This window comes from Psychroserpens algicola (assembly GCF_014526325.1).
Taxonomy (GTDB): domain Bacteria; phylum Bacteroidota; class Bacteroidia; order Flavobacteriales; family Flavobacteriaceae; genus Psychroserpens; species Psychroserpens algicola.
This window is the reverse complement of record NZ_JACNMJ010000001.1, coordinates 1,343,472-1,366,117: the sequence shown is the minus strand read 5'-3', so window position 1 is coordinate 1,366,117 and position 22,646 is coordinate 1,343,472. Positions and strand designations below refer to the sequence as shown.

Sequence of the window (22,646 nt, the reverse complement as noted above, 5' to 3'; positions counted from 1 at the left end):
TTATATGTTTTGAGAGTTAATTTTAGTTTGATTTAAGAATTCTACTTTTAAAGGGTTTAAATAAATATAAAAAACCGGAGCAAAAGTTAACATTAAATCAGCATCAGCAGCCTCAGTATAAGGCGCCATGCACAACAACCTATTGTTTTCGAAATCTGTTTGCAACACTGTAATTCCAAACAAATGTTCTGAACCTAAAATTTTATCTCCTAAAGATTCCCAAGGTCCATCAATGTTCTCAGAAGCATACACTCTAACTTCTTTACTAATTTCTGAATCTGGTTGACTTTCATACAATCTATTGCAACTGGCAATAATTAGATAGTATGTCTTGTGTACTTCATCAAATAATACTTTAGGAACTTCAAGTTGAGTAAATTCATCAGCATCTGGTACTGTAACTGGTGGATGCAATGTGTCAATTTTGAAAAAGTCTCCATTTTTTTTCAATGTTGCTCGTGCCATTGCCCCAAATCGAGGACCAACTTTTGCTGCCCAAAATAAATTTAATTCCTTTTTCTTATCATAAAAAATAAATGGATCACGCCATGACATAATAGGTCCATTAATTTCACCCATATTGCTACCTAAGCGTTCTGAAGCATCAAGGAAATATCCTTTTTCAGTAATTTCTTTCCAGTCCCTAAGAGGATCGGACAAAATATTTTCATCAAAGTCTTTGACAGAGTAACCATCTTCTGAAATAGCAATTGCTATGTTTTGCAGGTATTGATGATCTTGATCTCTATGTTCTAAACCTGTATATGCAACAAGTTTTTTTCCATTGGTTAATGGTTTCACACTACCACTCCAAATTGTATTAAAATTAGATTTAGAGTTATCTTTTGGTTTAAAAAAACAGCCTCTATCTGTCCAACTGACACCAGCATCAACTGAGGTGAAATGTCGTATATGAAAAGGAAAGTTGTTTCGCTCATCAGGCTCAATTTTACTTCCATCTGGTTTAAATCGTGATAGCGCTAAACAGTATAAATGGAATGTATTATTATCAACATAAGACCATGAATCCCATAAATATAGATATGGATGTCGAATACCATTTATAAATTTTTTATCGTAGGCATCAGGAATCTGATTCATCATAGATAATGTTACTTTTTTTAAATTTTATTACTTATTTTCCGATAATTATTTATCAAATTCTAAATTATCACTTGGTTTTCCTTTTAATCGAAAAGCTAATATTCCAGCGATAATAAAAAACAGTCCTGCCAGTAGAATGGCATTTACTGCATCATTATTTAACAAATTTTTGACGATTGGTCCAAATGTAATAGTTTGAATTCCCATAGGAATCACAATCATCATGTTAACTATCCCCATATAAACACCTCGACGTTCTTCAGGAATTACCTTAGAAACCATTGCATATGGTATTCCCATCATGGCAGCCCAACCAATCCCTAATAAAACCATTGGCAATAACAATGCATATTGATTGCTTATAAATGGCATACTTAACATTGCTATACCAGTTAAAAACAAACTACCTACATAAACCAATTTATTACTAAATCTTAAAGCTACTGGCACTAATAACAGTGCAACAATCATGGTTACGAAATTATAAGTTCCGTTCATTAGTCCTGTTTGCGCTAGCGCTTGTTCAGATAATGACTGTATGTTTTGAGCAAAAGAAGTATCAGCTGCACTAACAACTTCACCTGCCTTACACGAAGCCATGATAGCATCAAACTTTGATGTATCTTCATTACTGATACCAAACATGCTCGACCTTAACATTGGTGTTATAAATTGCCAATAAATAAATAAAGCATACCATTGAAACAAATAAACTATCGCTAGTTTTTTCATTAGTTTTGGCATTTCGCCAATTGCTTGATAGATTTCAATAAAAGGTTCGATAACCCGATGAATAAAAGATGAGTTTTTATTTCGCTCTTTTATATATTTAAGTTCTTCTTCTGAGGGTGGAATCTCAGGCGTTTTCAAAACAGACCATAAAATAGTCCCTATAGATGCAATTGCACCTAAAAAGAATGAGTAATATACCCACTTTGGAATGGCTGTAACGACTTCTGTACCTGAACTGCACAAAGATGCTCCTTCAACTACTGGAACACTAAACCAGTCTTGGAAAAGAAACAATGAAAAATTAGCTAATGTAATTCCAGCTCCAACAAATAAACTCTGCATTTGAAACCCATAAGTTAATTGTTCATCTGGCAATTTATCACCTACAAATGCCCTATATGGTTCCATTGCCGTATTATTAGCTGCATCAAGAATCCATAATAACCCAACAGCAAACCAAAGTTCTGAACTGAATGGGAACATAAATAAACACATACTTGCGATTATTGCTCCTATTAAGAAAAATGGTTTTCTTCTACCAAATCGAGGTGACCATGTTTTATCTGAAATCGCTCCAATTATTGGTTGAATTAATAACCCTGTAACCGGACCAGCTAAATTGAGTAATGGTAGGTCTTCGTGATGAGCACCTAAAAAAGAAAAAATAGGGTTTACAGCGGTTTGTTGTAAGCCAAAGCTAAATTGAATGCCAAAGAACCCAACATTCATATTCCAAATTTGCCAGAAACTTAATTTTGGTTTTTTGAACATATCATCTTATTTTTAAATGAACACCTATTTGATTAAATGTAATGATTACTTTGTGAAAAAAGAGCCAATGCTTCAAAACATTGACCCTTTTTATTCAAATCAATTTAAAAAACTCAAATAATTTTTATTAACACTTATAAATAAAAATTTAGAAACTATAATTAAGACCTAAAGAGATTGAACGGCCTGGTACAGGTCTTACTCTTAAATAATTTGTTTGACCTTCAACAATACTTCCTTCTTCAGATTCTGTAATTCCTAATGTATCAAAGACATTGTTTGCAGATAAACTTGCATTTAATTTTTCAGTAATTCCAATATTAACAAAGCTATTAACTATCACAAAGCCTGGTAGTACCAATTCATTTGAATCTTGAGCATAAGCTTTAGTTTGACCGATAAAACTTAAGCCAAATGAGTTTTGATTTTTACTTCCAAAGTCAAACGTTGGTATAAGGTTGTAAATAAAATCAGGTTGTCTTCTAGGTGTATTACCTTTATTGTCTCCAGAATCAATTTCCGCATCGGTAAATGTTAATCCACCACGTACATTGAAATTATCACTAAATCTATACGAACCTTCTATTTCGATTCCCAAAGACTTGTAGTCATTCTCTATGATACTATTAGAGGTAGCTTCAAAACCTCCTTCTTCAATAGTTTTAGCAAAAAACAAGGTTGCATATACTGCTCCTCTTTCGAAACCTCTTTTATATCCAATTTCTGCTTGATTGATAAAATCTAACGCATTAATTCTATCGCTATTTGTATACTCTAAACCAGCAAATAAAATACGATCAGCTTTTGCTGCACCACCTCTACTATATCGTGCAAATACAGCTTCGTTATCTTTTAATTTATAGTTAGCACCTAAAGAAAAAGACACATAATCATAATCGTAATTAACGGTTGTTGGATTTGACAAATCTATAGATTGAACCGTTTGTTCTGGCTGAGAAATTACACCGTCATTGTTAATATCATTTACAGATGTTGAAGGTCCAGCAAATGAACCATCTACTTGTCCTTTATCAAAACGAATACTTGCATCTAAATTTAAATTTTCAGAAGCTTCAAAAGCTAATGCCAAGTATGGAGCAGAGGTATTATATCTTGTATCGTAACTACGTTGGCAACAGTTTCCAAAAAAAGCAGCACCATAACCTACTAAACCATTTACTGATAGTGGGTCACCATTAGAGTCTAAGGCATCAATAAGTCTTGCATCATCACCCGAAGCTTCTAATAGATATGAATTCCATAACCATGACATAGACAAGTTTTGTATTCCTTTAAAATACCCAAGAGTTAGGTCTAATTTATCAAAGGATTTGGTTAAACGAATATCATTCATAAAGTTGTTAAAATTATTTAACTGTGTATCAAAAAGTACAACTGGAGCTATTAAAGAACTTCCATTTACAGCACCATCACCATTAGCATAAGCTAAAGAATCATAACCATTATCGACAGCAAAATCGCCAGCTAGGAAATCGGATACTGTAGATACACTTGCTGGAAAAGGTGAATTAAACCCACCTTTATTAAATGAGAACCTTCCGTTATTTTTAATTTTAAATCCATCTCCTAGATCAAAAGATGCTTCCATACCAACAGATGTCGATATAGGATTCATTCCATCACTCACATTAGATCGACGTAATTCGCCACTCTCACCAAGACCAACATTTTGAGATAAGTAAGGTGTATGCAGCGTTTGGTTGTTAGCATCAAAATTTGGTATATCAGAAAAATTTGGATCATCGTTAGTCCCAGTTACTTTAATAGGATTAGGCAAGTATGCTATTGCTCTATCATTCAAATATTTGGTATATAATCTTATATAACCTTTGTCAAATTCTTTGGTTATATTGAATTTGAATTGACCACCATTATTAGCGGTATATCCTGCATCTCTAATACCTTCTCCTACTCTGTAAAAACCTCCCATGTGAAAATATAGACCATCAGCAATTGGAGCTCCATAGTCAAAATCTGTTCTGAAATTGCCATAATCCAATCCAAAAGATGTTCCAATTGAACCACCCTCAGTTTTACCAGTTTTACTAATCAAGTTAATAATTGCACCAGGAGAATTTGAGGATAATGTCGAAGCCGAACCACCTCTAATTGCTTCTATTCTACCAATATTTGAATCATATCGTGTAAAAATATCAGACGTTGCAAATGCGATATCTCCAAATAACAAAACAGGTAAACCGTCTTCTTGTAGTTGTACATATTTTGATCCTCCTGAAGATACTGGAACACCACGCACAGCTATATTTGAATTACCTTCACCACCCGAAGATTCAGATCGAATACCAGGTATAGTTCTAAAAATTTCAGCTGTAGTTCTCGGTGCAGATTGCTGAATAATTTTTGGTCGCATTGTTGTTACGGAAACACTAGATTCTATTCTAGATTTCGGATTAGTAACTCCTGTCACAATAATTTGATCTAGTGATTCTGCATCTTCACTCATCGTAAAATTAATTGTGATACTTTCTCCGTCAATAGTTACATTTTGAGTAAATTTTGAATACCCTAAATATGTAGCATTTAACGTGTAAGAACCATTCTCAACATTGCTAATGGTATAATTTCCATCAAAATCTGAAACTGCTCCTTGAGTAGTTCCTTCAAGAATTACATTTACTCCTCCTAAAGGCATACCAGATGTGTCAGATACCTTTCCAGAAATACTCGACTGTGCTATAACACTCGACACAGACATTACTAGCATAAGCAATAAGCTGTAACATTTTTTTGTTGTGATCATTTTAGTTTGTTTTTTAATAATTTGACAATTATTTAGGTTAATTATTGCCGAATATATATTTATAGTTCAATAAAAAATGAATTTAACAAATCGAAAACGTTTTCGATTTCGCGAAAACGTTTTCGATTTTCTTGTAATAATGCTTTTTATAGGCTAACTTTATGTTTTAAATTGATGATTTTTTATGAAACCAGTAACTCTTAAAGAAATAGCAGAAACTTTAAATATTTCTGTTACAACAGTTTCCAAAGCATTAAAAGATTATCCTGATGTCAGTAAGAAAACAAGAAAATTAGTTAGAGAAACAGCAGCTCAATTAAATTACAGACCAAATTCATTTGCTGTTAATTTAAGAACCAAGGAATCTAAAACTATAGGTTTAATTATTCCTGAAGTAGTTCATCATTTCTTTTCTACTGTCATTAAAGGGATAATAGCACAAGCTGAAAAAAAAGGATATTTCGTTATTATACTTCAGTCTAATGAGTCTTATGAACTTGAAAAAAAGCAAATTGATTTACTCATGAGTAAGCATGTTGATGGTATCCTCATATCATTAGCAAACGAAACTTCTGACTTTAAACATATAACCGATGTAATGGATCAGGACAAACCAATAGTGATGTTTGATAAGATCGCCAAAATCGTTAATTGCTCTAAAGTTATTATTGATGATAGGAAAGCTGCTTACATGGCAACTCAACATTTAATTGATACAGGCTGTAAAAGAATCGCTCATTTTAGAGGTCCTCTATTACCTCAAAATTCGATAGATCGGTTTTTAGGATATAAAAAAGCATTACTAGATAATGATTTGCCTTATGATTCTTCTCTTGTTTACATTTGTGATTGTAGCGATAAGAGTTTTGAAGAAGGTAAAAATAATGCCGCTCAATTATTAAAAGATCATAGTGATGTAGACGGAATTTTCATCAATACAGATATGGTTGCTATTGGAGCTATAACTGAATTTAACAAACGAGGTATTAAGATCCCAGAAGACATTTCTATTGTGGGTTTTAGTAACTGGTTTATGTCTTCAGCAATAACACCAACTCTATCTACTATAGACCAACCAGGTTATCAAATGGGCAAAATGGCATTTAAGCAATTATATAAAGAATTGAAAGCTCTAAAACAGCAAAAAGAGGTTCATCCAAAAATCATTGAATTAGAAACATCATTAGTTAAAAGAGATTCAACAAAAACTCTGATTTAATATCTACAGGGCTACATTAACGCTTTAAGACTTCTTTAAACTGATAAAAAAAGCGCTCTATAAGTCTGAGGTCTTCAGTAATAATTTCTGCCGAACCACGCATTTCCTGTTTAAAGTCTATTTCCTTGTTATAAGATGTGATTAATTTTTCTGGAAGTAAAACATCAACCATATAATTGCCTTCATCATCAGGTAAAACCGAAATGTGACTTACTGTTCCGCTAAGTAATCCAAATTCAGTATCTGGATAATTTTCTAGTTTAACATTTACTTTTTGACCTAGTTTGACCTTACCAAAATTCTGAGAAGGTGTTTTGAGTTTTGCTATATATGAAGAGTTTTCCTTAGGGATTATAGAGAATACTAAATCGCCCAATTGAACCGTTTGGTTTTCATCATAATAATTTAAAAAAGACACTTTGCCTTCTATATTCGATTTTAGCACATATTGTAATTCCCAATCTCGCAATGCTTTTTTCAGTTTATTAAAGGATTGAATCACATTTTTTAGCATCAACATTTCCTCTGTAACTTTATTGATTTCTGCGCCTTTAGACACTTTATTGGCATTACTAATTCCTTCTCTAACTTGAGATATTGAGGCTTCAAAGTTTTTATAGTTACGTTCAGCCTGCGCATATTCTAATTGAATATTTTCATAAGCTTGAGCTGAGATCACACCCTTTTCATATAATGATTTGTTACGCATGAGATCATTATGCTTAAACTCTAATTCTTTTCTCCCAATACTTTCCTGAGATTTTAAACTCTTAAGGCGTCTATTTAATTCGGAAATTGAATACCTATTTGCAATAGTTTCATTAGCAAATGGTTTAAGTTCTTTGTTTAATTTATATTGTATGTAACTGTTTTCAAATAAAGCATATTGAACTTCTAAATCACCAAGAAATAAAATTGGCAAACTATCTAGAGGAAATATGAAGTCTTTATTATTAATTTTTAGAGTATCTATGATTTGTTTTAATTTAAAAACATCCTTGTAACTTGCTGAATTCTCGATAACAGCCAGTGGTTGATTGACACTAACCTGCTCATCATCTTTTACTAAAATTACTTCGAACTTCCCTGTTGTATTAGCAAATTCCTTTTGAGGTGGAATTATCGTAGTTACATAAGTTTCAGATTGAATAATATCTGGATATTTTATAAACCATGAAAGAAATATTATTAGCATGAGCAATCCAAGAAATAACAGATTTCCCCAGCGTATCATCCAATGTGGCACCTTGGTTAGTATCTCTTGTACTTCTTCGCTTCTTAATTCTATGTCTTGTAATTTTTCTGACATCTTAATTTCCGAGTTCTAATTGATTTTTAACTAAGTTGTAATAATTGCCTTTTTTCTTAACCAATTCTTTATGATTACCGACTTCAACAATTTTTCCTTTTTCGAGTACAACAATTTGATCTGCATTTTTAACAGTACTTAGACGGTGAGCTACGACTAGGACTGTCTTATTTTCAAAAAAGCGATCAAGTTTTTCCATGATAATTTTTTCGTTATTGGCGTCAAGAGCACTTGTAGCTTCATCAAAGAACAACACATTAGGATTTTTATAGACTGCTCTAGCAATTAACAATCGTTGTTTTTGACCTGTACTTAAACCAACCCCTTCCATTCCAATTTTGGTATTATAAGATAATGGTAATGATTCTATGTATTCACTAATGTTAGCAACATTTACGGCATGTGCAAGTCTTTCTTTATCGATGTAATTATCACCAACAGCAATATTATTAGCAATAGTATCACTAAATATATATCCTTCTTGCATTACAACTCCACACTCTTCTCTCCAGCTTCTTTGAGAAATATTATTTAAGTTAAAGTTCCCAATATTGATTTGACCTTCGTTTGGCTCATAGAATTTTAAGAGCAGCTTCATGAGTGTTGTTTTCCCACTTCCACTTGTTCCAACAATGGCTGTAATTTTATTTGCAGGTATTTTTAAACTTAAGTCTTTGAGTACTAATTGTTCTGAACCTATATACCTGTAAGACACATTTTTAAGCTCAATATCTGCATCGGTTGGAATTTCAGTAATCTTTTGTTGCTCAGGATCCTCTTCATTAGGCTTGTTATGTATTTCTGTTAATCTGTCAAGAGATATTCTGGCATCTTGTACTTCTCTAATAAAGTTTATAAGTTGCGATATTGGCGAGTTTAATTGACCAACAATGTAACTAATTGCCAGCATCATCCCCAAAGTGATATTCCCATCAATAACTAACTTAGCAGATAGAACAGTAATTAAAATATTCTTTAACTCATTAATAAACCCTGACCCAACACTTTGGTATTGCTCTAATGCCAGACCATCAATAGATATTTTAAACAATCTTGCCTGTAAAAACTCCCAACCCCATCGCTTCTGTCTTTCAGCATTGTGAAGCTTAATTTCTTGCATACCATTAATAAGCTCGATGACTTTACTTTGCTCTTGACTAACTTGTGAGAATTGTTTGTAATCTAAATCTTTTCGCTTTTTTAGGAATATGACTATCCAGAAAAAATAGAGCAGACTACCCAATAAGAAAATTGCAAAAATCATAAGGTTATAGTAGGCTAAAACGGCACTAAATATGATTAAATTCACCATTGAGAATAGCACATTTAAGGACGATGTAGTTAAAATGCGTTCTATTCTTTTATGATCATTTATACGTTGCATGATATCTCCTGTCATTCTGGAATCGAAAAACCCAATTGGTAAATTCATGAGTTTTACAAAAAAATCGGCTACTAATGATATATTGATTCGAGTACTGAGATGTAGTAAAATCCAGCTTCTAATTATTTCAATTGCAGTTCTACCTAAGAACAAGGCTAATTGAGCAAATAGTATTAAATATATAAAGTGTAAGTCTTGGTTTTTAATTCCCACATCGACGATACTCTGTGTAAGAAACGGAAAGATTAACTGCAAAATACTTGCAGCAATTAATCCAAAAACCAATTGCCAAAGAAAGCGTTTATATTTAAAAAGATATCGCGAAAGAAATGTGAATCCTAGGCTAGAACTATCTTTTTCAAATTCAGAATCGTAAAATTTAGGAGTAGGTTCGAGTAATAAAACAATCCCATCTTCGGTAGAGTCATCAGAATTATTACCCATCCAATGCTTAAGAAATTCTGTTTTGCCATATTTAATAATACCATGGGCAGGATCTGAGATATGGTATACGCCATTTTTAATTTTAAATAATACAACGTAGTGGTTTTGATTCCAATGCAAAATGGCTGGCAGAGGACACTCTTCTAGGTCTTTGATTCCAATTTTTACACCTAATGATCGAAATCCTAATTCTTCAGCAGCATTACTCAAAGTAGATAAACTACTTCCTATTCTTGTGGTTTCAGATATTTTGCGAATATGCTCAAGAGAGCTTGTTTTTCCGTAATGCTTAATTATTATTTTAAGACATGTTGGTCCACAATCTTTACTATCGTGCTGTTTATAATTAGGGAATTTCTTTAATTTCATTAGTTTGTTTTGGTTAACCTGTTAATCCCAAACAGAATTGAATACTGTTTCTAGCTGTTTTTCGTTAATCTTAAACTGTCCTTCACTATTGAGTATAATACCACATTCTTCAAGACTTTTAAAATCTTCTTCATGTGTCCATTTGGATAAATAAGGGTTGTAATTACATTCTGTTTTGTGAAACCACTCACCTTCAGCATTTTGTTCAACATTACGAGAATCTACACACATGTATCTAAACTCACAGTCTTTACATATAAGGGTATCATCTTTTTTGACATTCCATAAGGTTTTAAACGAATCTGATTGAATCAAATCGATCAATTCCTTATCATTTTTCATTGCATTTATATTACCAAATGATTTAGCACTATTGATTCCATTTCTAATATTTCCTATGTCATCCACATATACTTTTTCATTGAAATAATTATTGCTGTTCAATGCTTCTAAAAAATGAGGATAATTAACCTGAAGTTTTTCTTTTGTCATTCGTTGAGAAAATTCTCCGAAAGAAGTATCTCTGAAAACAAAATTCAGAATATCAAATGAATCATCTTTTTCAAATAGATGCTCAAAAATATAAATATTAAATAATTGATTAATGCCATCTAAAGGTCTAAAATCTTCTCTATTAAATGACTTTTTGTTATCGGTAACATAAAGATATATGGAGTCGATCTCGAATGTTGACAATTTACTCATTAAATCAACAAATTCTTGCTTTTTTACACTTTCATAGTCATTGACAATAATCGAAACGTTTAAAACGTATGCAGATTCAATAAACCCGAGTTTTTCAATATCAAAATTATCATGTATAATTAAAGTACTTAAAAGGCACGGCATGTCATACGCTTCTGAAATTGGAGGAAAATATTGATCTTCCTTATCATTGTCAACCGAGAAAATAATTTCTTTTTCTAGGAGCAATGCTTCCCACTCTTTATATGATGCATCATCGTCGAAAGTGATGACTTCATTTTTAGATAGTTTATCGTATAAACTAAGCGGAATAAAGTAATAGTCCTGACGGTTAAGGTCATATATAATACTTCTGTTCATTCCCTTAATTGGGAAACACAATCTATTTCTTAAATAATATCGTTTCATAGTGGTGATTTAAAAAATCTTTCGATTATAAAGTAATTCGTCTTTAATGCTTTAGATTGTCGTGCTTTTTTAATGCTACTATTATCAACAGTTTTTTTTGTTGCGTTAAAATTTTTGAGAGAAAGTAGATGTGCTGGGCAATTTCCCTTTAAAAATTCGTTTTTGATTTTATCTTCCATGTTGATTTTATCTTTCATCTGTTAAATATTCTGCTATTGTTTTTTCTAAATTATAATTACATGGCATAGACGTCATCCCAAACTGACCAATAGGATTGATGTCAATCATACTGTATTCATTATCGGGTGAAATTATGGTATCCATAGATGCACAATTAACATCGAAATGTCTTAGCATTTTATCTAATTTCGCCTCATATTCTTTAGGAAGTTTAAAAGGCAAGGTTCTATTGGGATGCTTTTCATCGTAGTGTCTAAAGTCTAACTTTGTTTGGTCATTACCTTGTGAAAATATTGCCATACTATAAAAATCACCATCAATGTAAAAGGTTCTTATTTCGTATTTCTTATCTATTTGCTTTTGAAAGAACGTTGGTGTAAAATTTTCAGGAAGATTATCAATATCTTCACTCTTCACCTTGTATGTGTAACTGCCATAATGCAGCTCCTTTGTAAGCACAATAAAAGGGCTTTTAATAGCCTTTGAAATTATATTCTTTTCTTTTTCATAAAAACTCTGAAGATCTGATTTAGACTGTGTTACAATAAATGGCGTATGGTTAATGTCATTGTCTTTACAAAAACGTAATACCTCCAATTTATTAACATGATGGGTGTTATAATTATTTAGATTTTTCTTGGTCTTAAATAAATTATGGATATAGTGAGTAAGCTCAGTTATTTCAGATCCTACATAAGCTTGCAATAGTGGTTTTTTATCTTTTAATTTAAATGGTAATGCATTTATATTAAAGTTACCTCTTCTGTACCAGATAGCGGTTATATCGGATAAATTGATTTTTTCACCTTTAAAATCAAATCTTAAATCTTGATGATCTAGATATTCGAGAGTGATTTCGTCATCTTCATTTATTCGAACGAAAGGTTTATTTAAGAAATTTAACCATTTGATGACCTCTCCGGTAGAATAATCATTTGTTAAGGATAATATTAAAATCATAGCTCTTATTGATTTTTAAGTATTTCTGTTAAAGTAAATTTGTAATCTGTAAGTCCTTCTCGTTCTTTTTCGTTTTCATTTGGAACCTTAGATATTTGAATCTCGTTGGCCTTATATGAAAACTCATTAACGAGTATGTTTTTGATGTCTTCAAGCTGTTGAGACACGATGTCTGATGCGTCTTGATTAAACTTCGAAGGCTGTATCTTAATAGGTACTGTCATATCTTGACTGTATAACTTGGCAATACTGTAAAGTTGTAAATACGACTTTGAAACATCTAAAGTATGGTCTTCATTAAAGTGAAGGAAATGTATAGGTTTAACTGCGTTTCGTTTTATAGAATTTGTATGAAATGTTATACAGATGGATATGGGGTCATGCCAACTAATCTTTCCTTGTTTAGCGGCCTCTACAGCATAATTCAACAATTCCACTTTATCCTTATGCTCTGCATGAATAGCAATTACAGTTGGATTTATACCTACTCTAAATGAATCGAAATTCCTAGGACCTGGTTTAAAAGGAAACCCATTTTGCTTGCAATATTCTAATAAATATTTTGTGTTTTCTTTGAAAACAGAAATCCTCTTTTCTCTAGAATAGTTTGTAGTGTCGGATTGCCCTTGTCTGTACAATTGTTGATCTAAAAACACCCGCGCTTCAACCTCTGAAAAATATGATGTGTCTTGTTCTTTCCAGAACTTATGATGTTCGATATTTAAGTCGTTTTTAATATCGTTATAAACAGATGCATACGCTATGCTATCAACTCTACTTGGATGCAGTCCTGAGGATACGTTTTTAAGAAGGTATTTTTTTAATAAAACTTTATCATCTTTTGAACAGTATGCTAGATCACCATAAAGTTTTTCCTTAAATTCTTCAAGCTTAAGTTGATTAAAGACATCACGTGTCAAGTTGCAATCACCTAATTCATTTGAGATATAATCCTGATATCTATCATAGTCCTTCAACCAATTTTGTATCGTTATGTCTTTCTTATTTGAGTTACAAGCCATACTAATAAGTATTAAAAACATACCTCCTGTGATTACGATTCCTTTATAATATCCCATAATTTTAAGTTTTTTGATTGCTTCGAAAAATGAAGCAATAATGTTATGTTATTTTCTGTGCTATCTTACACGCTAGATTAAAGAAACTATAAACCGCGACAGTTTATAGTTTCTTAAAAACAATCTCATTACTCGTAGCAATGTTCGATTTTTGTCAAATGACCTTCCTCGTTGTAATGATTAGTTGTTTGATCTGATTGGCTACCGTTCTCGTAAGAGTAATTCGTAATTGTACATCCGGTACCTCTTGCTCCTCCTAGAATTGAGTTAGAAGACTCAAGATCAATTTTCTTTTCAAATAATTTTGAATTAAAATTCGTTTTCATACTATTATAATTAAAGTTGTATCTACTCTGTTATGGGTTTTCGATTTCCCCCGTTAAAATAATCTTCAAATGAGGTTATTTCTTAATTCCAGCAAATCTCTATCATAGTGATATTACAATCCTCATCGTAATGAGTAGTTTGCTCGTCTTGATTACCATTTGGCCCTGTATGAGTTGTTTCTGAAGATGCTGTAGACGATCGTCTTCCACCAAAAACAACATTTGATGCCTCTAGGTTAATTTTCTTTTCGAATAATTTTGAATTGATACTTTTCATCATTCTTATATTTTATGTTTACACCTACTCTAAAAAGGTTTTCAGCTTCCCCTACATAACAATTAGATTATAGCGCAGTATGCTTTACACTAATTAATTCTCCATTGTCATTATATACACTAGTAGATTCGTCTTGAGTACCTCCACCGTTATTGGTAACAGTTACAAAAGTGCTATGAGATCCGCCTCTACTTCCAAATACTGCACTGAGTGCTTTCAAGCTTATTTCTTTTTGAAATAATTTTGAATTGATTTTAGTTTTCATAATTAATTGATTTAAAAAGTGGTAAAAAATGTAAACTATTGGGCAATAGTTTACATTTTTGAGTTAGCATCTCTTAGTATTCACAATGCTTAATTGTGGTAATGTTTCCATTATCATCATAATCCGTAGTTGTACTATCGGTTGCGTTAGTAGCTCCTGTAGGACCTGAAAAAGTGATTGTTTGACATCCAGATGCCATTCTTCCTCCCATAACTGAGTTACAAGATTCAAGGTCAATTTTCTTATCAAATAATTTTGAACTGAAATTAGTTTTCATAATAAAATGTTTAAAAAATTTTACCTACTCTATTATAGCTTTTCGGTTTACGCTAAGTGTTGTACAACTTTTAGTAAAACATAAAATGAGGTTATAAATCTCCTGTTTCGCTGTTGTGAATGTAGCACCGATTTTAGTTGGAAAGCAAACCAAATAAGTCTGTATTCTTGAATTTCGACAAGGGATTTATGAATGTCTATTCCAAAATAAAATCATAACTTACTGACTATCTGTATTTTAAATTTAATCTGAGTGATTCTTAATAAAAACAGCTATTTTTGAACTAACTCAAGCCCTTTTCGTGAAAAAACAGAAAAATCCATATCAAATTTTCAATAATTACATCTTAAGAACTCCTTTACTTAGCTATCAGTTTTATAAGAAATTACACCAAAATGACCCTATTACTAATGCTGATTTTAAAGCTGTTTTTGAAATACCAATTGTAAATGAAGCATTATATCTGGCTTCTCCTGAACTTCATAATCAGTTAGAAAAGTGGTATAATGATGACTTGGATGATGCTTTTAAAACAAGACGCTTACAAGATTCATTCTTAAAGTATACCTCGAGATTAACTGCCAGATGTACACCTTTCGGACTTTTCGCTGCCTGTAGTGTTGGTGAGTTCTCTCATGAAACTGACATTGAAATGAATACAATTGATCATTTCAGTCGTGTAACACGATTTGACATGACGTTTTTATCGGCACTCTCAAAATTGCTTTCTAACGACCCAAAGATTAAGCAACAACTTATTTTTTACCCCAATAATTCGTTGTATAAAATTGGATCTCAGTACAGGTATGTTGAATATAAAACTGATGGTAAGCACAGAGAATATAGTCTTGAAGGTATTACTCATTCTGAAGCTATAGAAGCTGTTTTGAAACATGCTGTTTCTGGAAAAAGCATTATAGAATTAAGTAAAAGTTTAGTTAGTAAGGATATTACTATTGAGGAAGCTAGCGGTTTTATACATCAACTTATAGAATTACAAATTCTAGTCTCAAACTTAGACACTCCAGTTACTGGTAAAGGCGCATTGGAACATACCATCGAAATATTGAAACCCATGGCTGGTATAAACCATGTACTAAAAAAACTATATCATCTCAATTCTTCTTTGAATACAATTGACACCAATACAGATTATTCTGTTCAGTTATATCACAATTTAACTCAAGACATAGAAGGTTTCAACCTCAGTTTTGACTCAAAATACTTGTTTCAAACCGATTTATTTTCTAATGCTAAAACAAACACCTTAGAATTCAAATTAAAAAAAGAACTCAAAGAGGCAATGGGTGTTTTAAATAAAATATCCCGATCTCATAACAATCAAAATTTAAGCCGTTTTAAATCAGCATTTTTAAAACGTTATGAAAATAATGAAGTTCCATTAACGCTTGCTTTAGATGTAGAGTCTGGCCTAGGTTATAATACCGAAAGAGGAGATTCGAATACGCTCATTGATGACCTTTTTCTGCCGAAACAAAAGCCTCAGTTCCAAAATATAGAATGGTCTAAATTTGACGATTTACTCTTACAACGAATAAATAAGTCCATTTCAATTGGATCAAAGTCGATTCAACTTACAGATGAAGACTTAAAACATTTACCAGAACAATGGGATGACTTGCCGTCTACTATGTCTTCAATTATTGAACTAATAAATGATAACAGCGATACCAAAATTGTCATCAATGCTATAAGTGGCTCTAGTGCTGCTAGTTTACTCGCCCGCTTTAGCAATGGTAGTCCTGAAATAGCAGCTTGTATTGACAAAATCATTAGTGTTGAAGAACGCATAGAAACAGGCTCTATTATTGCTGAAATTGTACATTTACCTCAAGATCGAACGGGTAATATATTACAAAGATTACCATTTAGAAAGTATGAAATACCTTATTTAGGCAATTCTACTTTACCTCAAAAACAACAAATATCCATCAACGACCTTATGGTTTCAGTACAACCCGATGGAATTTATTTACGATCTAAAACACATAATAAATATGTTATTCCACGATTAACCAATGCTCATAATTTTTCCGTAGACGCTTTACCTATATATCATTTCTTATGTGATCTACAATCACAAAACCAAAGGGCTAGTATTTATTTTTCCTGGAATCCTATTTTTCAAAAGTATGCGTTCTTGCCTCGTGTAGAATATAAGAATATCATTTTATCAAAAGCACGATGGTTAATAAAAACCGAGGATATTTCTCGCTTCACTAATGATATAGCAGGCATCAAACATCAAGACATTAACCAATGGCAACAAAATATGAATCTTCCCAAATATGTTGAATTGGTTGAAGGAGATAATACCTTATTGATTGACTTAGAAAATCTAAGGGCTGTTGAGATGCTATTACAAACTATTAAGAAGAAAAAAACATTTGTATTACAAGAATTTTTATTTACTGGTAATGGCATAGTTAAACAAAATGAAGAACCATTGTGTAATGAATTCGTAATTTCTTTTTATAATGAATCAACATTAAAACAGACCACTAATGAATGAATTAAAACCTCAGCAATCATTCATTATTGGTAGTGAATGGTTATACTATAAAATATATTCTGGAGTTAATACTGCTGATATTATTTTAGCTGATACGATTTATCAGATTACAACTAAGCTTTTAGAATCTAAACTCATCGATAAGTGGTTTTTTATTCGTTATAATGATCCTGAATTTCATATTCGGCTTAGGTTACACGTGACTTCAACAACTCATATTGGGACTGTTATTTCTGAAGTTTTTAAAGTTTTCAATCCATTAATTAATGATAAATTAATATGGTGTATGAATACAGATACCTATATCAGAGAGCTTGATCGTTATGGAAATCATACGATTGAAGACATTGAAACGTTTTTCTATCACGATAGTAATATGATAGTAAAAGCCATAGGTAATATCAAAACTGATGAAGAGCGCCTCATATTTGTATTAAAGTCTGTTTATACATTATTAGATGCCTTTCATTTTGATGATTCACAAAAATTAACGTTTGTAGACTCAATAAAAATTGCTTTTAGAAACGAGTTCAATGCAAATAAGATTACAAGCAAACAACTTGCTACAAAGTATAGAGATTTAATTAAAAGCATTAATGCCTTTTTCTATACTACACATTTAAATACTGAATTAGTATCTTTGGATGTCCTAATCAAAGAAAGACATCGTAAAGCAGATCGTGTTATCCGTAAAATTTTAGATCATCAAGATAATGATACGCTCCAATTGTCACTAACAAATTTATTATCTAGTGTCATTCATATGTCTGTTAACAGAGCTTTCAGATCAAAACAAAGACAACACGAAATGGTTGTTTATGATTTTTTGAGTAAGATTTTAAAAACTAAAATAGCAAAGAGCAATGCGTAGGTTTATAGTTCCAATTATCATATGTATGGTATTAAGCATGGAACTTTATGCTCAAAAATCATCATCGGGTTCTACAAATACGCCTTTTTCAAAATTAGATTATGAAGCTATTGTTGACAATATTTCAAAACATCAAGATAATCCGCAATTGCTTTTTAAATATATCAATGCTTTCACTAAAAAAGCAAAAAAAGAAAATGACACTTTACAACTCATCAGATCTTACAGCTTTGCTATTTTCTATTCAAAATTAGAAGAACATAAAATAAAATTTGCAGATAGCATTATCAGCATTTCAAATAAACCCGCTTATAGAAGTAATTTTATTAACGCTTATTACTTAAGAGGAATCGCCTATTATAATATGAATAGTTATGATAAAGCTCTAGAAGATTTCTTAAAAGTCAAAAAATTAAATAGCAATCAAGATTTTGATTACGAGTTAGACCTTCAAGCTGATTATAATATTGGAATTATTAAAAACCGAATAGGTGAATATGAGGCTTCTGTAAAATTATTTAAAAAAGCTTACAATTATTATGTTCAAGAGGAAGATGCTGTTTATGCGTTGAATATACTTCCATCGATAGTAGACGCTTATATCAATTTAAAAAAAACAGATTCTTCATCCCATTACAACAACTTATTAATTAAGAAAATAGACACAGTTGCTAATAAAGATTTATTTTCTTACTACCTCCTTAATGAAGGTGCTATTGATTTACAGAAAAAAGAATACATCAGCAGTATACATAATATCAACAAAGCGATTCCTTATTTAAACACCATTGAAGACTATCATAACCTTCAGTTTTGTTACTATTATTTAGGTGCAAATTATTCATATTTAAATAATGAAGAAGCCGCTATTAACAATCTAAAAAAGATGGATAGTATGTTCATTAAAATTAATGATGTCCATCCAAATACTAGAAAAGGTTATGAATTGCTAATTAATTATCATAAAAAGAATAAAGATGAAACTAATGAACTTGTTTATGTAAATCGATTACTAGGTATTGACAGTGTATTGACAAAAAACTATAAACGGTTATCTAAAACCATGTTCAAGGAATATGATACACCAAAATTACTTGTAGAGAAAGAAAGGATTATCAATACGATAAATGATAAAAATCAGATATCAAAAAAATACCTTTCAACTGCAGCTATAGTTCTTATTATACTAGTCATTGTTGTTATCTATTACTTTAACGAGAATAAAAAAAATAAAAGAAAGTTTGAGTCATTATTCAATAAAAACAAAGACATTGAGAATACTCCAATACAAATCAAATCTGATGATACTATTAATTTGAATATCAACTCAGATGTTATTGACGATATACTTTTGAAATTAGAAACCTTTGAAAAAAATAATGACTTCATAAATTCTAATTTAACCTTAAACTCATTAGCAAAAGATTTTGAAACCAATTCAAAATACCTTTCGAAAATTGTAAATCATTATAAAAACAAAAATTTCTCAAATTATTTGAATGATTTACGAATTGACTATGCTGTTCATAAATTACAGCACGAAAATGTCTTTAGAAATTATACCATTAAAGCTATAGGAAATGAGGTCGGCTTTAATTCTGCAGAATCCTTCTCAAAGGCTTTTCATAAATCAACCGGACTTAAGCCATCCTTCTTTTTAAGACAATTAAACAAGTAAATTGTCTCTAGATTCATGAATTCCGACTGAAAGGCCCTTGTTTTACTTGTATTACAACTCATATTGTTATTTATTTGAATCAAATCAATTTTAACAAAATCAATACTATTATGAAAAATGCCAACAAAAAACTATTAATCGAAAAATTCAAAATTTCTAAATTAAACAATTTATCAAACGTTATTGGTGGTAATGCAGATGATGACCATAGAACAATAACCTTATCTACAAGAGCATGCATTCCTCCAAGTGCAACATGTGCAATAAGTAACGACAATAATTAATCTATCAATGATAGAAATAAACAAAAAGGTCTTGTAAAGGACCTTTTTGTTTATAATAACTTATTGTATCATAATCATGCGACAGCTATCTAGCCTTATTATATTCTTTTTTTTCTTGAGCTGTAACTCAAATGAAAATTTGCCATTATTAAAAATCGAAAATCCCTATCAAGATAGTATTTCAATACATTCGAAAATTACTACAATCAAAGATTGGCATTTAAAAGATATTATTGCAGATACGATTCCTGGAATAAGTTTAGAAAAAGCCTATAATACTATCTTAAAAAATACAACAGGAGAAACAGTTATTGTTGCCGTACTTGATACTAAAGTTGACATTCATCATGAGGCCTTCAAAACACAAATCTGGACTAACCCAAATGAAATTCCAGATAATCATATCGATGACGATGCTAATGGTTATATCGATGATGTTCATGGTTGGAACTTCTTAGGAAATACAAAAGGTGAAACTGTAATTATCGAAAATTTTGAATATGTTAGAATCATTAGAACCTTTGAAACACAAGTTTTAAACGGAGTTGTAAGTGATACCATTTTCAATAATCCTGAATATAAAAGAGCTAAGGAAAAATTAAGAACGAGCCTAATCTCTTCGAAGGCTTCATTAGAACAATCTAATAAAATTTTCAATTTCTATTTAGAAGCTCGTGACGCATTAAAATCTTATTTCCCAGAATATAATTACTCATTAGATATCCTAAATTCTATAGATACGGTTGGTAATGGATTATCGAAATATGTCGAAGAAATAAAACTTATCATTCAATACAACGATTCTGATAAAAATATGACCAGGTATAACCAAGACCAAAAGGACACCTATCATAAAAAATTAAACCTATCCTATTTTCCTAGAACTATAGTTGGTGATGATCCTAATAACCTTAACGATACTATCTACGGAAATAATAAAACATACGACCATCTAGACACATTTACTCACGGAACAAGAGTTGTCGGAATGATAACCAATTCAAGTGAATCAAGCTCAGATAAAAACTTAATTAAAATCCTTCCCGTCTCTATTTTACCGAATGGTGGCAGCACTCATGATAAAGATATAGCCCTAGGAATTAAATATGCTGTTAATCAAGGAGCGAAAGTAATTAACATGAGTTTTGGAAAAGCATTCTCCTTACATTCGGAATGGCTTAAAGACGCCTTTTTATATGCAGAAAAACACAACGTTTTAATCGTATCAGCATCAGGAAATGACGCTGTGAATATTGATATAAATTCACATATTTATCCTAATGACAGTTATCATGAAACCAATGAGTTTTGTGATAATTTCTTGTATGTTGGTGCTAGTTCTCACCACTTAAATTCAAAACTATCAACATTTAGTAATTACGGTAAAATTAATGTTGATATTTTCTCTCCTGGAGATAGCGTATATACCACTTATCCTAGAAATAATTATAGTTTCGATAGTGGTACATCTTTGGCTTCGGCTGTAGCATCAAAAGTAGCAGCATTACTTTTTGCCTATTATCCCGATTTAACGGCTTCACAAGTCAAACATATTATTATGGATTCAGGTGTTGAGTTTCCCTATCGAATTAAAATTCTATCAGAAAATGAAAAGGAAATAGACACTCCTTTTTATGAATTATCAAAATCTGGAAAAATAATTAATGCATATAATGCCTTTATAATGGCCGATAGTATTACTAATCAAATTAGTGTTTTAAAAAAGTAATATTACGTTGTAAACCTTCAAATTTTGTGCGTTTTACTGCCGATTTTTTAAACACCTTTCTAAAAGTATCTTCTGTAATTTCATCCCAGTCTTTCTTGGTCATCGATAATAAATCGGGATGTGGATTAAATAAAGGCTCGCTATGCGCTTTTGAAAAACGATTCCACGGACAAACATCCTGACACACATCACAACCAAACATCCAGTCATCAAACTGACCTTTAAACTCTGAAGGAATATTTTCTTTGAGTTCTATAGTAAAATACGAGATGCATTTGCTACCATCAACGACATAAGGTTCTGTAATAGCTTGTGTAGGACAAGCATCTATACAAGCCGTACAGGTTCCGCAGTGGTCAGTCGTAGCGTGGTCGTATTCCAATTCGAGATCAATAATTAATTCGGCAATAAAATAGAACGATCCTATTTGCTGCGTCAGTAGATTGCTGTGTTTACCAATCCAACCCAATCCTGATTTTGCAGCCCATGCTTTATCCAAAACGGGAGCCGAATCCACAAAGGCACGACCATGCACATCTCCAATTTCATCCTGGATAACCTGTAATAAGGATTTCAATTTATCTTTAATGACAAAGTGATAGTCGGTTCCATAAGCATATTTAGAAAGCTTATAGGATTCAGGGTTTTGAATTTCCGAAGGATAATAATTTAGTAATAATGACACGACACTTTTAGAACCTTCTACAAGTTTTGTGGGATCAAGGCGTTTATCAAAATGATTTTCCATATAACGCATCTCACCATGAGCATTATTCTTCAGCCATTTTTCGAGGCGAGGTGCTTCCTCTTCTAAAAACTGAGCTTTACTAATACCACAAGACAGAAACCCGAGGCGTTTGGCTTCAGATTTAATAAATTGAGATTTTTGCGTTTTATTCACCCTCAAATTTAAAACATCTGAAGTAGAATAAAGCGTTTTCTACACATCTAAAATAGAAT

General features: G+C 31.5%; 19 protein-coding genes. 6 read left to right on the top strand and 13 right to left on the bottom strand.

Features of this window, described 5'->3' with window-relative positions; genetic code table 11:
• The 3 genes from H7350_RS05710 to H7350_RS05700 all read right to left on the bottom strand — a co-directional run bounded on the left by H7350_RS05710 (position 1) and on the right by H7350_RS05700 (position 5,389).
• Positions 1-1,104 carry a glycoside hydrolase family protein gene (locus tag H7350_RS05710; RefSeq protein ID WP_204344890.1) on the bottom strand — a complete coding sequence of 368 codons (1,104 nt, stop codon included), beginning with the start codon at positions 1,102-1,104 and terminating at the stop codon, positions 1-3.
• Positions 1,105-1,149: 45 nt separating this feature from the next.
• Positions 1,150-2,607, bottom strand: a complete 1,458-nt coding sequence (locus tag H7350_RS05705; RefSeq protein ID WP_235989267.1) for an MFS transporter — start codon at positions 2,605-2,607, stop codon at positions 1,150-1,152.
• A gap of 148 nt (positions 2,608-2,755) precedes the next feature.
• Positions 2,756-5,389: a TonB-dependent receptor gene (locus tag H7350_RS05700; protein WP_204344889.1), complete on the bottom strand. Its 2,634-nt coding sequence runs from the start codon at positions 5,387-5,389 to the stop codon at positions 2,756-2,758.
• A gap of 184 nt (positions 5,390-5,573) precedes the next feature.
• Between H7350_RS05700 and H7350_RS05695 the strand changes: the two genes are divergently transcribed.
• Positions 5,574-6,608 (top strand): LacI family DNA-binding transcriptional regulator, encoded by a 1,035-nt coding sequence (locus tag H7350_RS05695; RefSeq protein ID WP_204344888.1) that lies wholly within the window; start codon positions 5,574-5,576, stop codon positions 6,606-6,608.
• A 16-nt stretch (positions 6,609-6,624) separates the two neighbouring features.
• Here the strand turns inward: H7350_RS05695 and H7350_RS05690 are convergent, their stop codons facing one another.
• The 9 genes from H7350_RS05690 to H7350_RS05650 form a co-directional block, all read right to left on the bottom strand.
• Positions 6,625-7,917, bottom strand: coding sequence for an HlyD family secretion protein (locus tag H7350_RS05690; protein WP_204344887.1), 1,293 nt, complete (start codon positions 7,915-7,917; stop codon positions 6,625-6,627).
• A gap of 1 nt (position 7,918) precedes the next feature.
• Positions 7,919-10,114, bottom strand: a complete 2,196-nt coding sequence (locus H7350_RS05685) for a peptidase domain-containing ABC transporter (protein ID WP_204344886.1) — start codon at positions 10,112-10,114, stop codon at positions 7,919-7,921.
• A gap of 21 nt (positions 10,115-10,135) precedes the next feature.
• The gene (locus tag H7350_RS05680; RefSeq protein ID WP_204344885.1) at positions 10,136-11,227 is read right to left on the bottom strand and encodes a hypothetical protein; all 1,092 of its coding nucleotides are present in this window, start codon (positions 11,225-11,227) and stop codon (positions 10,136-10,138) included.
• Positions 11,224-11,424, bottom strand: a complete 201-nt coding sequence (locus tag H7350_RS05675) for a hypothetical protein (RefSeq protein WP_204344884.1) — start codon at positions 11,422-11,424, stop codon at positions 11,224-11,226. The genes H7350_RS05680 and H7350_RS05675 overlap by 4 nt, the downstream gene beginning before the upstream one ends.
• On the bottom strand, positions 11,414-12,367 hold the full coding sequence (gene gwsG, locus H7350_RS05670; protein ID WP_204344883.1) for a grasp-with-spasm system ATP-grasp peptide maturase: 954 nt from the start codon (positions 12,365-12,367) through the stop codon (positions 11,414-11,416). The genes H7350_RS05675 and gwsG overlap by 11 nt, the downstream gene beginning before the upstream one ends.
• Before the next feature lie 5 nt (positions 12,368-12,372).
• Positions 12,373-13,446: a hypothetical protein gene (locus H7350_RS05665; protein WP_204344882.1), complete on the bottom strand. Its 1,074-nt coding sequence runs from the start codon at positions 13,444-13,446 to the stop codon at positions 12,373-12,375.
• 408 nt (positions 13,447-13,854) lie between these two features.
• Positions 13,855-14,049, bottom strand: a complete 195-nt coding sequence (locus tag H7350_RS05660) for a hypothetical protein (protein ID WP_204344881.1) — start codon at positions 14,047-14,049, stop codon at positions 13,855-13,857.
• 67 nt (positions 14,050-14,116) lie between these two features.
• Positions 14,117-14,314 (bottom strand): hypothetical protein, encoded by a 198-nt coding sequence (locus tag H7350_RS05655; protein ID WP_204344880.1) that lies wholly within the window; start codon positions 14,312-14,314, stop codon positions 14,117-14,119.
• Positions 14,315-14,387: 73 nt separating this feature from the next.
• Positions 14,388-14,591 (bottom strand): hypothetical protein, encoded by a 204-nt coding sequence (locus H7350_RS05650; protein WP_204344879.1) that lies wholly within the window; start codon positions 14,589-14,591, stop codon positions 14,388-14,390.
• A gap of 301 nt (positions 14,592-14,892) precedes the next feature.
• Between H7350_RS05650 and H7350_RS05645 the strand changes: the two genes are divergently transcribed.
• From H7350_RS05645 to H7350_RS05625, 5 genes are all read left to right on the top strand, one after another.
• On the top strand, positions 14,893-17,124 hold the full coding sequence (locus H7350_RS05645) for a lantibiotic dehydratase (protein WP_204344878.1): 2,232 nt from the start codon (positions 14,893-14,895) through the stop codon (positions 17,122-17,124).
• The gene (locus tag H7350_RS05640; RefSeq protein ID WP_204344877.1) at positions 17,117-17,995 is read left to right on the top strand and encodes a thiopeptide-type bacteriocin biosynthesis protein; all 879 of its coding nucleotides are present in this window, start codon (positions 17,117-17,119) and stop codon (positions 17,993-17,995) included. Before H7350_RS05645 ends, H7350_RS05640 begins: the two co-directional genes overlap by 8 nt.
• Complete coding sequence (locus tag H7350_RS05635) at positions 17,988-19,673, top strand: helix-turn-helix domain-containing protein (protein WP_204344876.1); 1,686 nt, start codon at positions 17,988-17,990, stop codon at positions 19,671-19,673. Before H7350_RS05640 ends, H7350_RS05635 begins: the two co-directional genes overlap by 8 nt.
• A gap of 110 nt (positions 19,674-19,783) precedes the next feature.
• Positions 19,784-19,957, top strand: a complete 174-nt coding sequence (locus H7350_RS05630; RefSeq protein ID WP_204344875.1) for a hypothetical protein — start codon at positions 19,784-19,786, stop codon at positions 19,955-19,957.
• 139 nt (positions 19,958-20,096) lie between these two features.
• Positions 20,097-21,686: a S8 family serine peptidase gene (locus H7350_RS05625; RefSeq protein ID WP_204344874.1), complete on the top strand. Its 1,590-nt coding sequence runs from the start codon at positions 20,097-20,099 to the stop codon at positions 21,684-21,686.
• Here H7350_RS05625 and queG read toward each other — a convergent pair.
• Positions 21,667-22,587 carry a tRNA epoxyqueuosine(34) reductase QueG gene (queG, locus tag H7350_RS05620; protein ID WP_420825359.1) on the bottom strand — a complete coding sequence of 307 codons (921 nt, stop codon included), beginning with the start codon at positions 22,585-22,587 and terminating at the stop codon, positions 21,667-21,669. The two genes, H7350_RS05625 and queG, sit on opposite strands and share 20 nt — an antisense overlap.
• Positions 22,588-22,646: the final 59 nt, after the last annotated feature.

Excerpts from the sequence above, each read along its gene's own strand:
- H7350_RS05710 (WP_204344890.1), bottom strand. The coding sequence starts at position 1,104 with ATGATGAATCAGATTCCTGATGCCTACGATAAAAAATTTATAAATGGT.
- H7350_RS05705 (WP_235989267.1), bottom strand. The coding sequence starts at position 2,607 with ATGTTCAAAAAACCAAAATTAAGTTTCTGGCAAATTTGGAATATGAAT.
- H7350_RS05700 (WP_204344889.1), bottom strand. The coding sequence starts at position 5,389 with ATGATCACAACAAAAAAATGTTACAGCTTATTGCTTATGCTAGTAATG.
- H7350_RS05695 (WP_204344888.1), top strand. The coding sequence starts at position 5,574 with ATGAAACCAGTAACTCTTAAAGAAATAGCAGAAACTTTAAATATTTCT.
- H7350_RS05690 (WP_204344887.1), bottom strand. The coding sequence starts at position 7,917 with ATGTCAGAAAAATTACAAGACATAGAATTAAGAAGCGAAGAAGTACAA.
- H7350_RS05685 (WP_204344886.1), bottom strand. The coding sequence starts at position 10,114 with ATGAAATTAAAGAAATTCCCTAATTATAAACAGCACGATAGTAAAGAT.
- H7350_RS05680 (WP_204344885.1), bottom strand. The coding sequence starts at position 11,227 with ATGAAACGATATTATTTAAGAAATAGATTGTGTTTCCCAATTAAGGGA.
- H7350_RS05675 (WP_204344884.1), bottom strand. The coding sequence starts at position 11,424 with ATGAAAGATAAAATCAACATGGAAGATAAAATCAAAAACGAATTTTTA.
- gwsG (WP_204344883.1), bottom strand. The coding sequence starts at position 12,367 with ATGATTTTAATATTATCCTTAACAAATGATTATTCTACCGGAGAGGTC.
- H7350_RS05665 (WP_204344882.1), bottom strand. The coding sequence starts at position 13,446 with ATGGGATATTATAAAGGAATCGTAATCACAGGAGGTATGTTTTTAATA.
- H7350_RS05660 (WP_204344881.1), bottom strand. The coding sequence starts at position 14,049 with ATGAAAAGTATCAATTCAAAATTATTCGAAAAGAAAATTAACCTAGAG.
- H7350_RS05655 (WP_204344880.1), bottom strand. The coding sequence starts at position 14,314 with ATGAAAACTAAAATCAATTCAAAATTATTTCAAAAAGAAATAAGCTTG.
- H7350_RS05650 (WP_204344879.1), bottom strand. The coding sequence starts at position 14,591 with ATGAAAACTAATTTCAGTTCAAAATTATTTGATAAGAAAATTGACCTT.
- H7350_RS05640 (WP_204344877.1), top strand. The coding sequence starts at position 17,117 with ATGAATGAATTAAAACCTCAGCAATCATTCATTATTGGTAGTGAATGG.
- H7350_RS05635 (WP_204344876.1), top strand. The coding sequence starts at position 17,988 with ATGCGTAGGTTTATAGTTCCAATTATCATATGTATGGTATTAAGCATG.
- H7350_RS05630 (WP_204344875.1), top strand. The coding sequence starts at position 19,784 with ATGAAAAATGCCAACAAAAAACTATTAATCGAAAAATTCAAAATTTCT.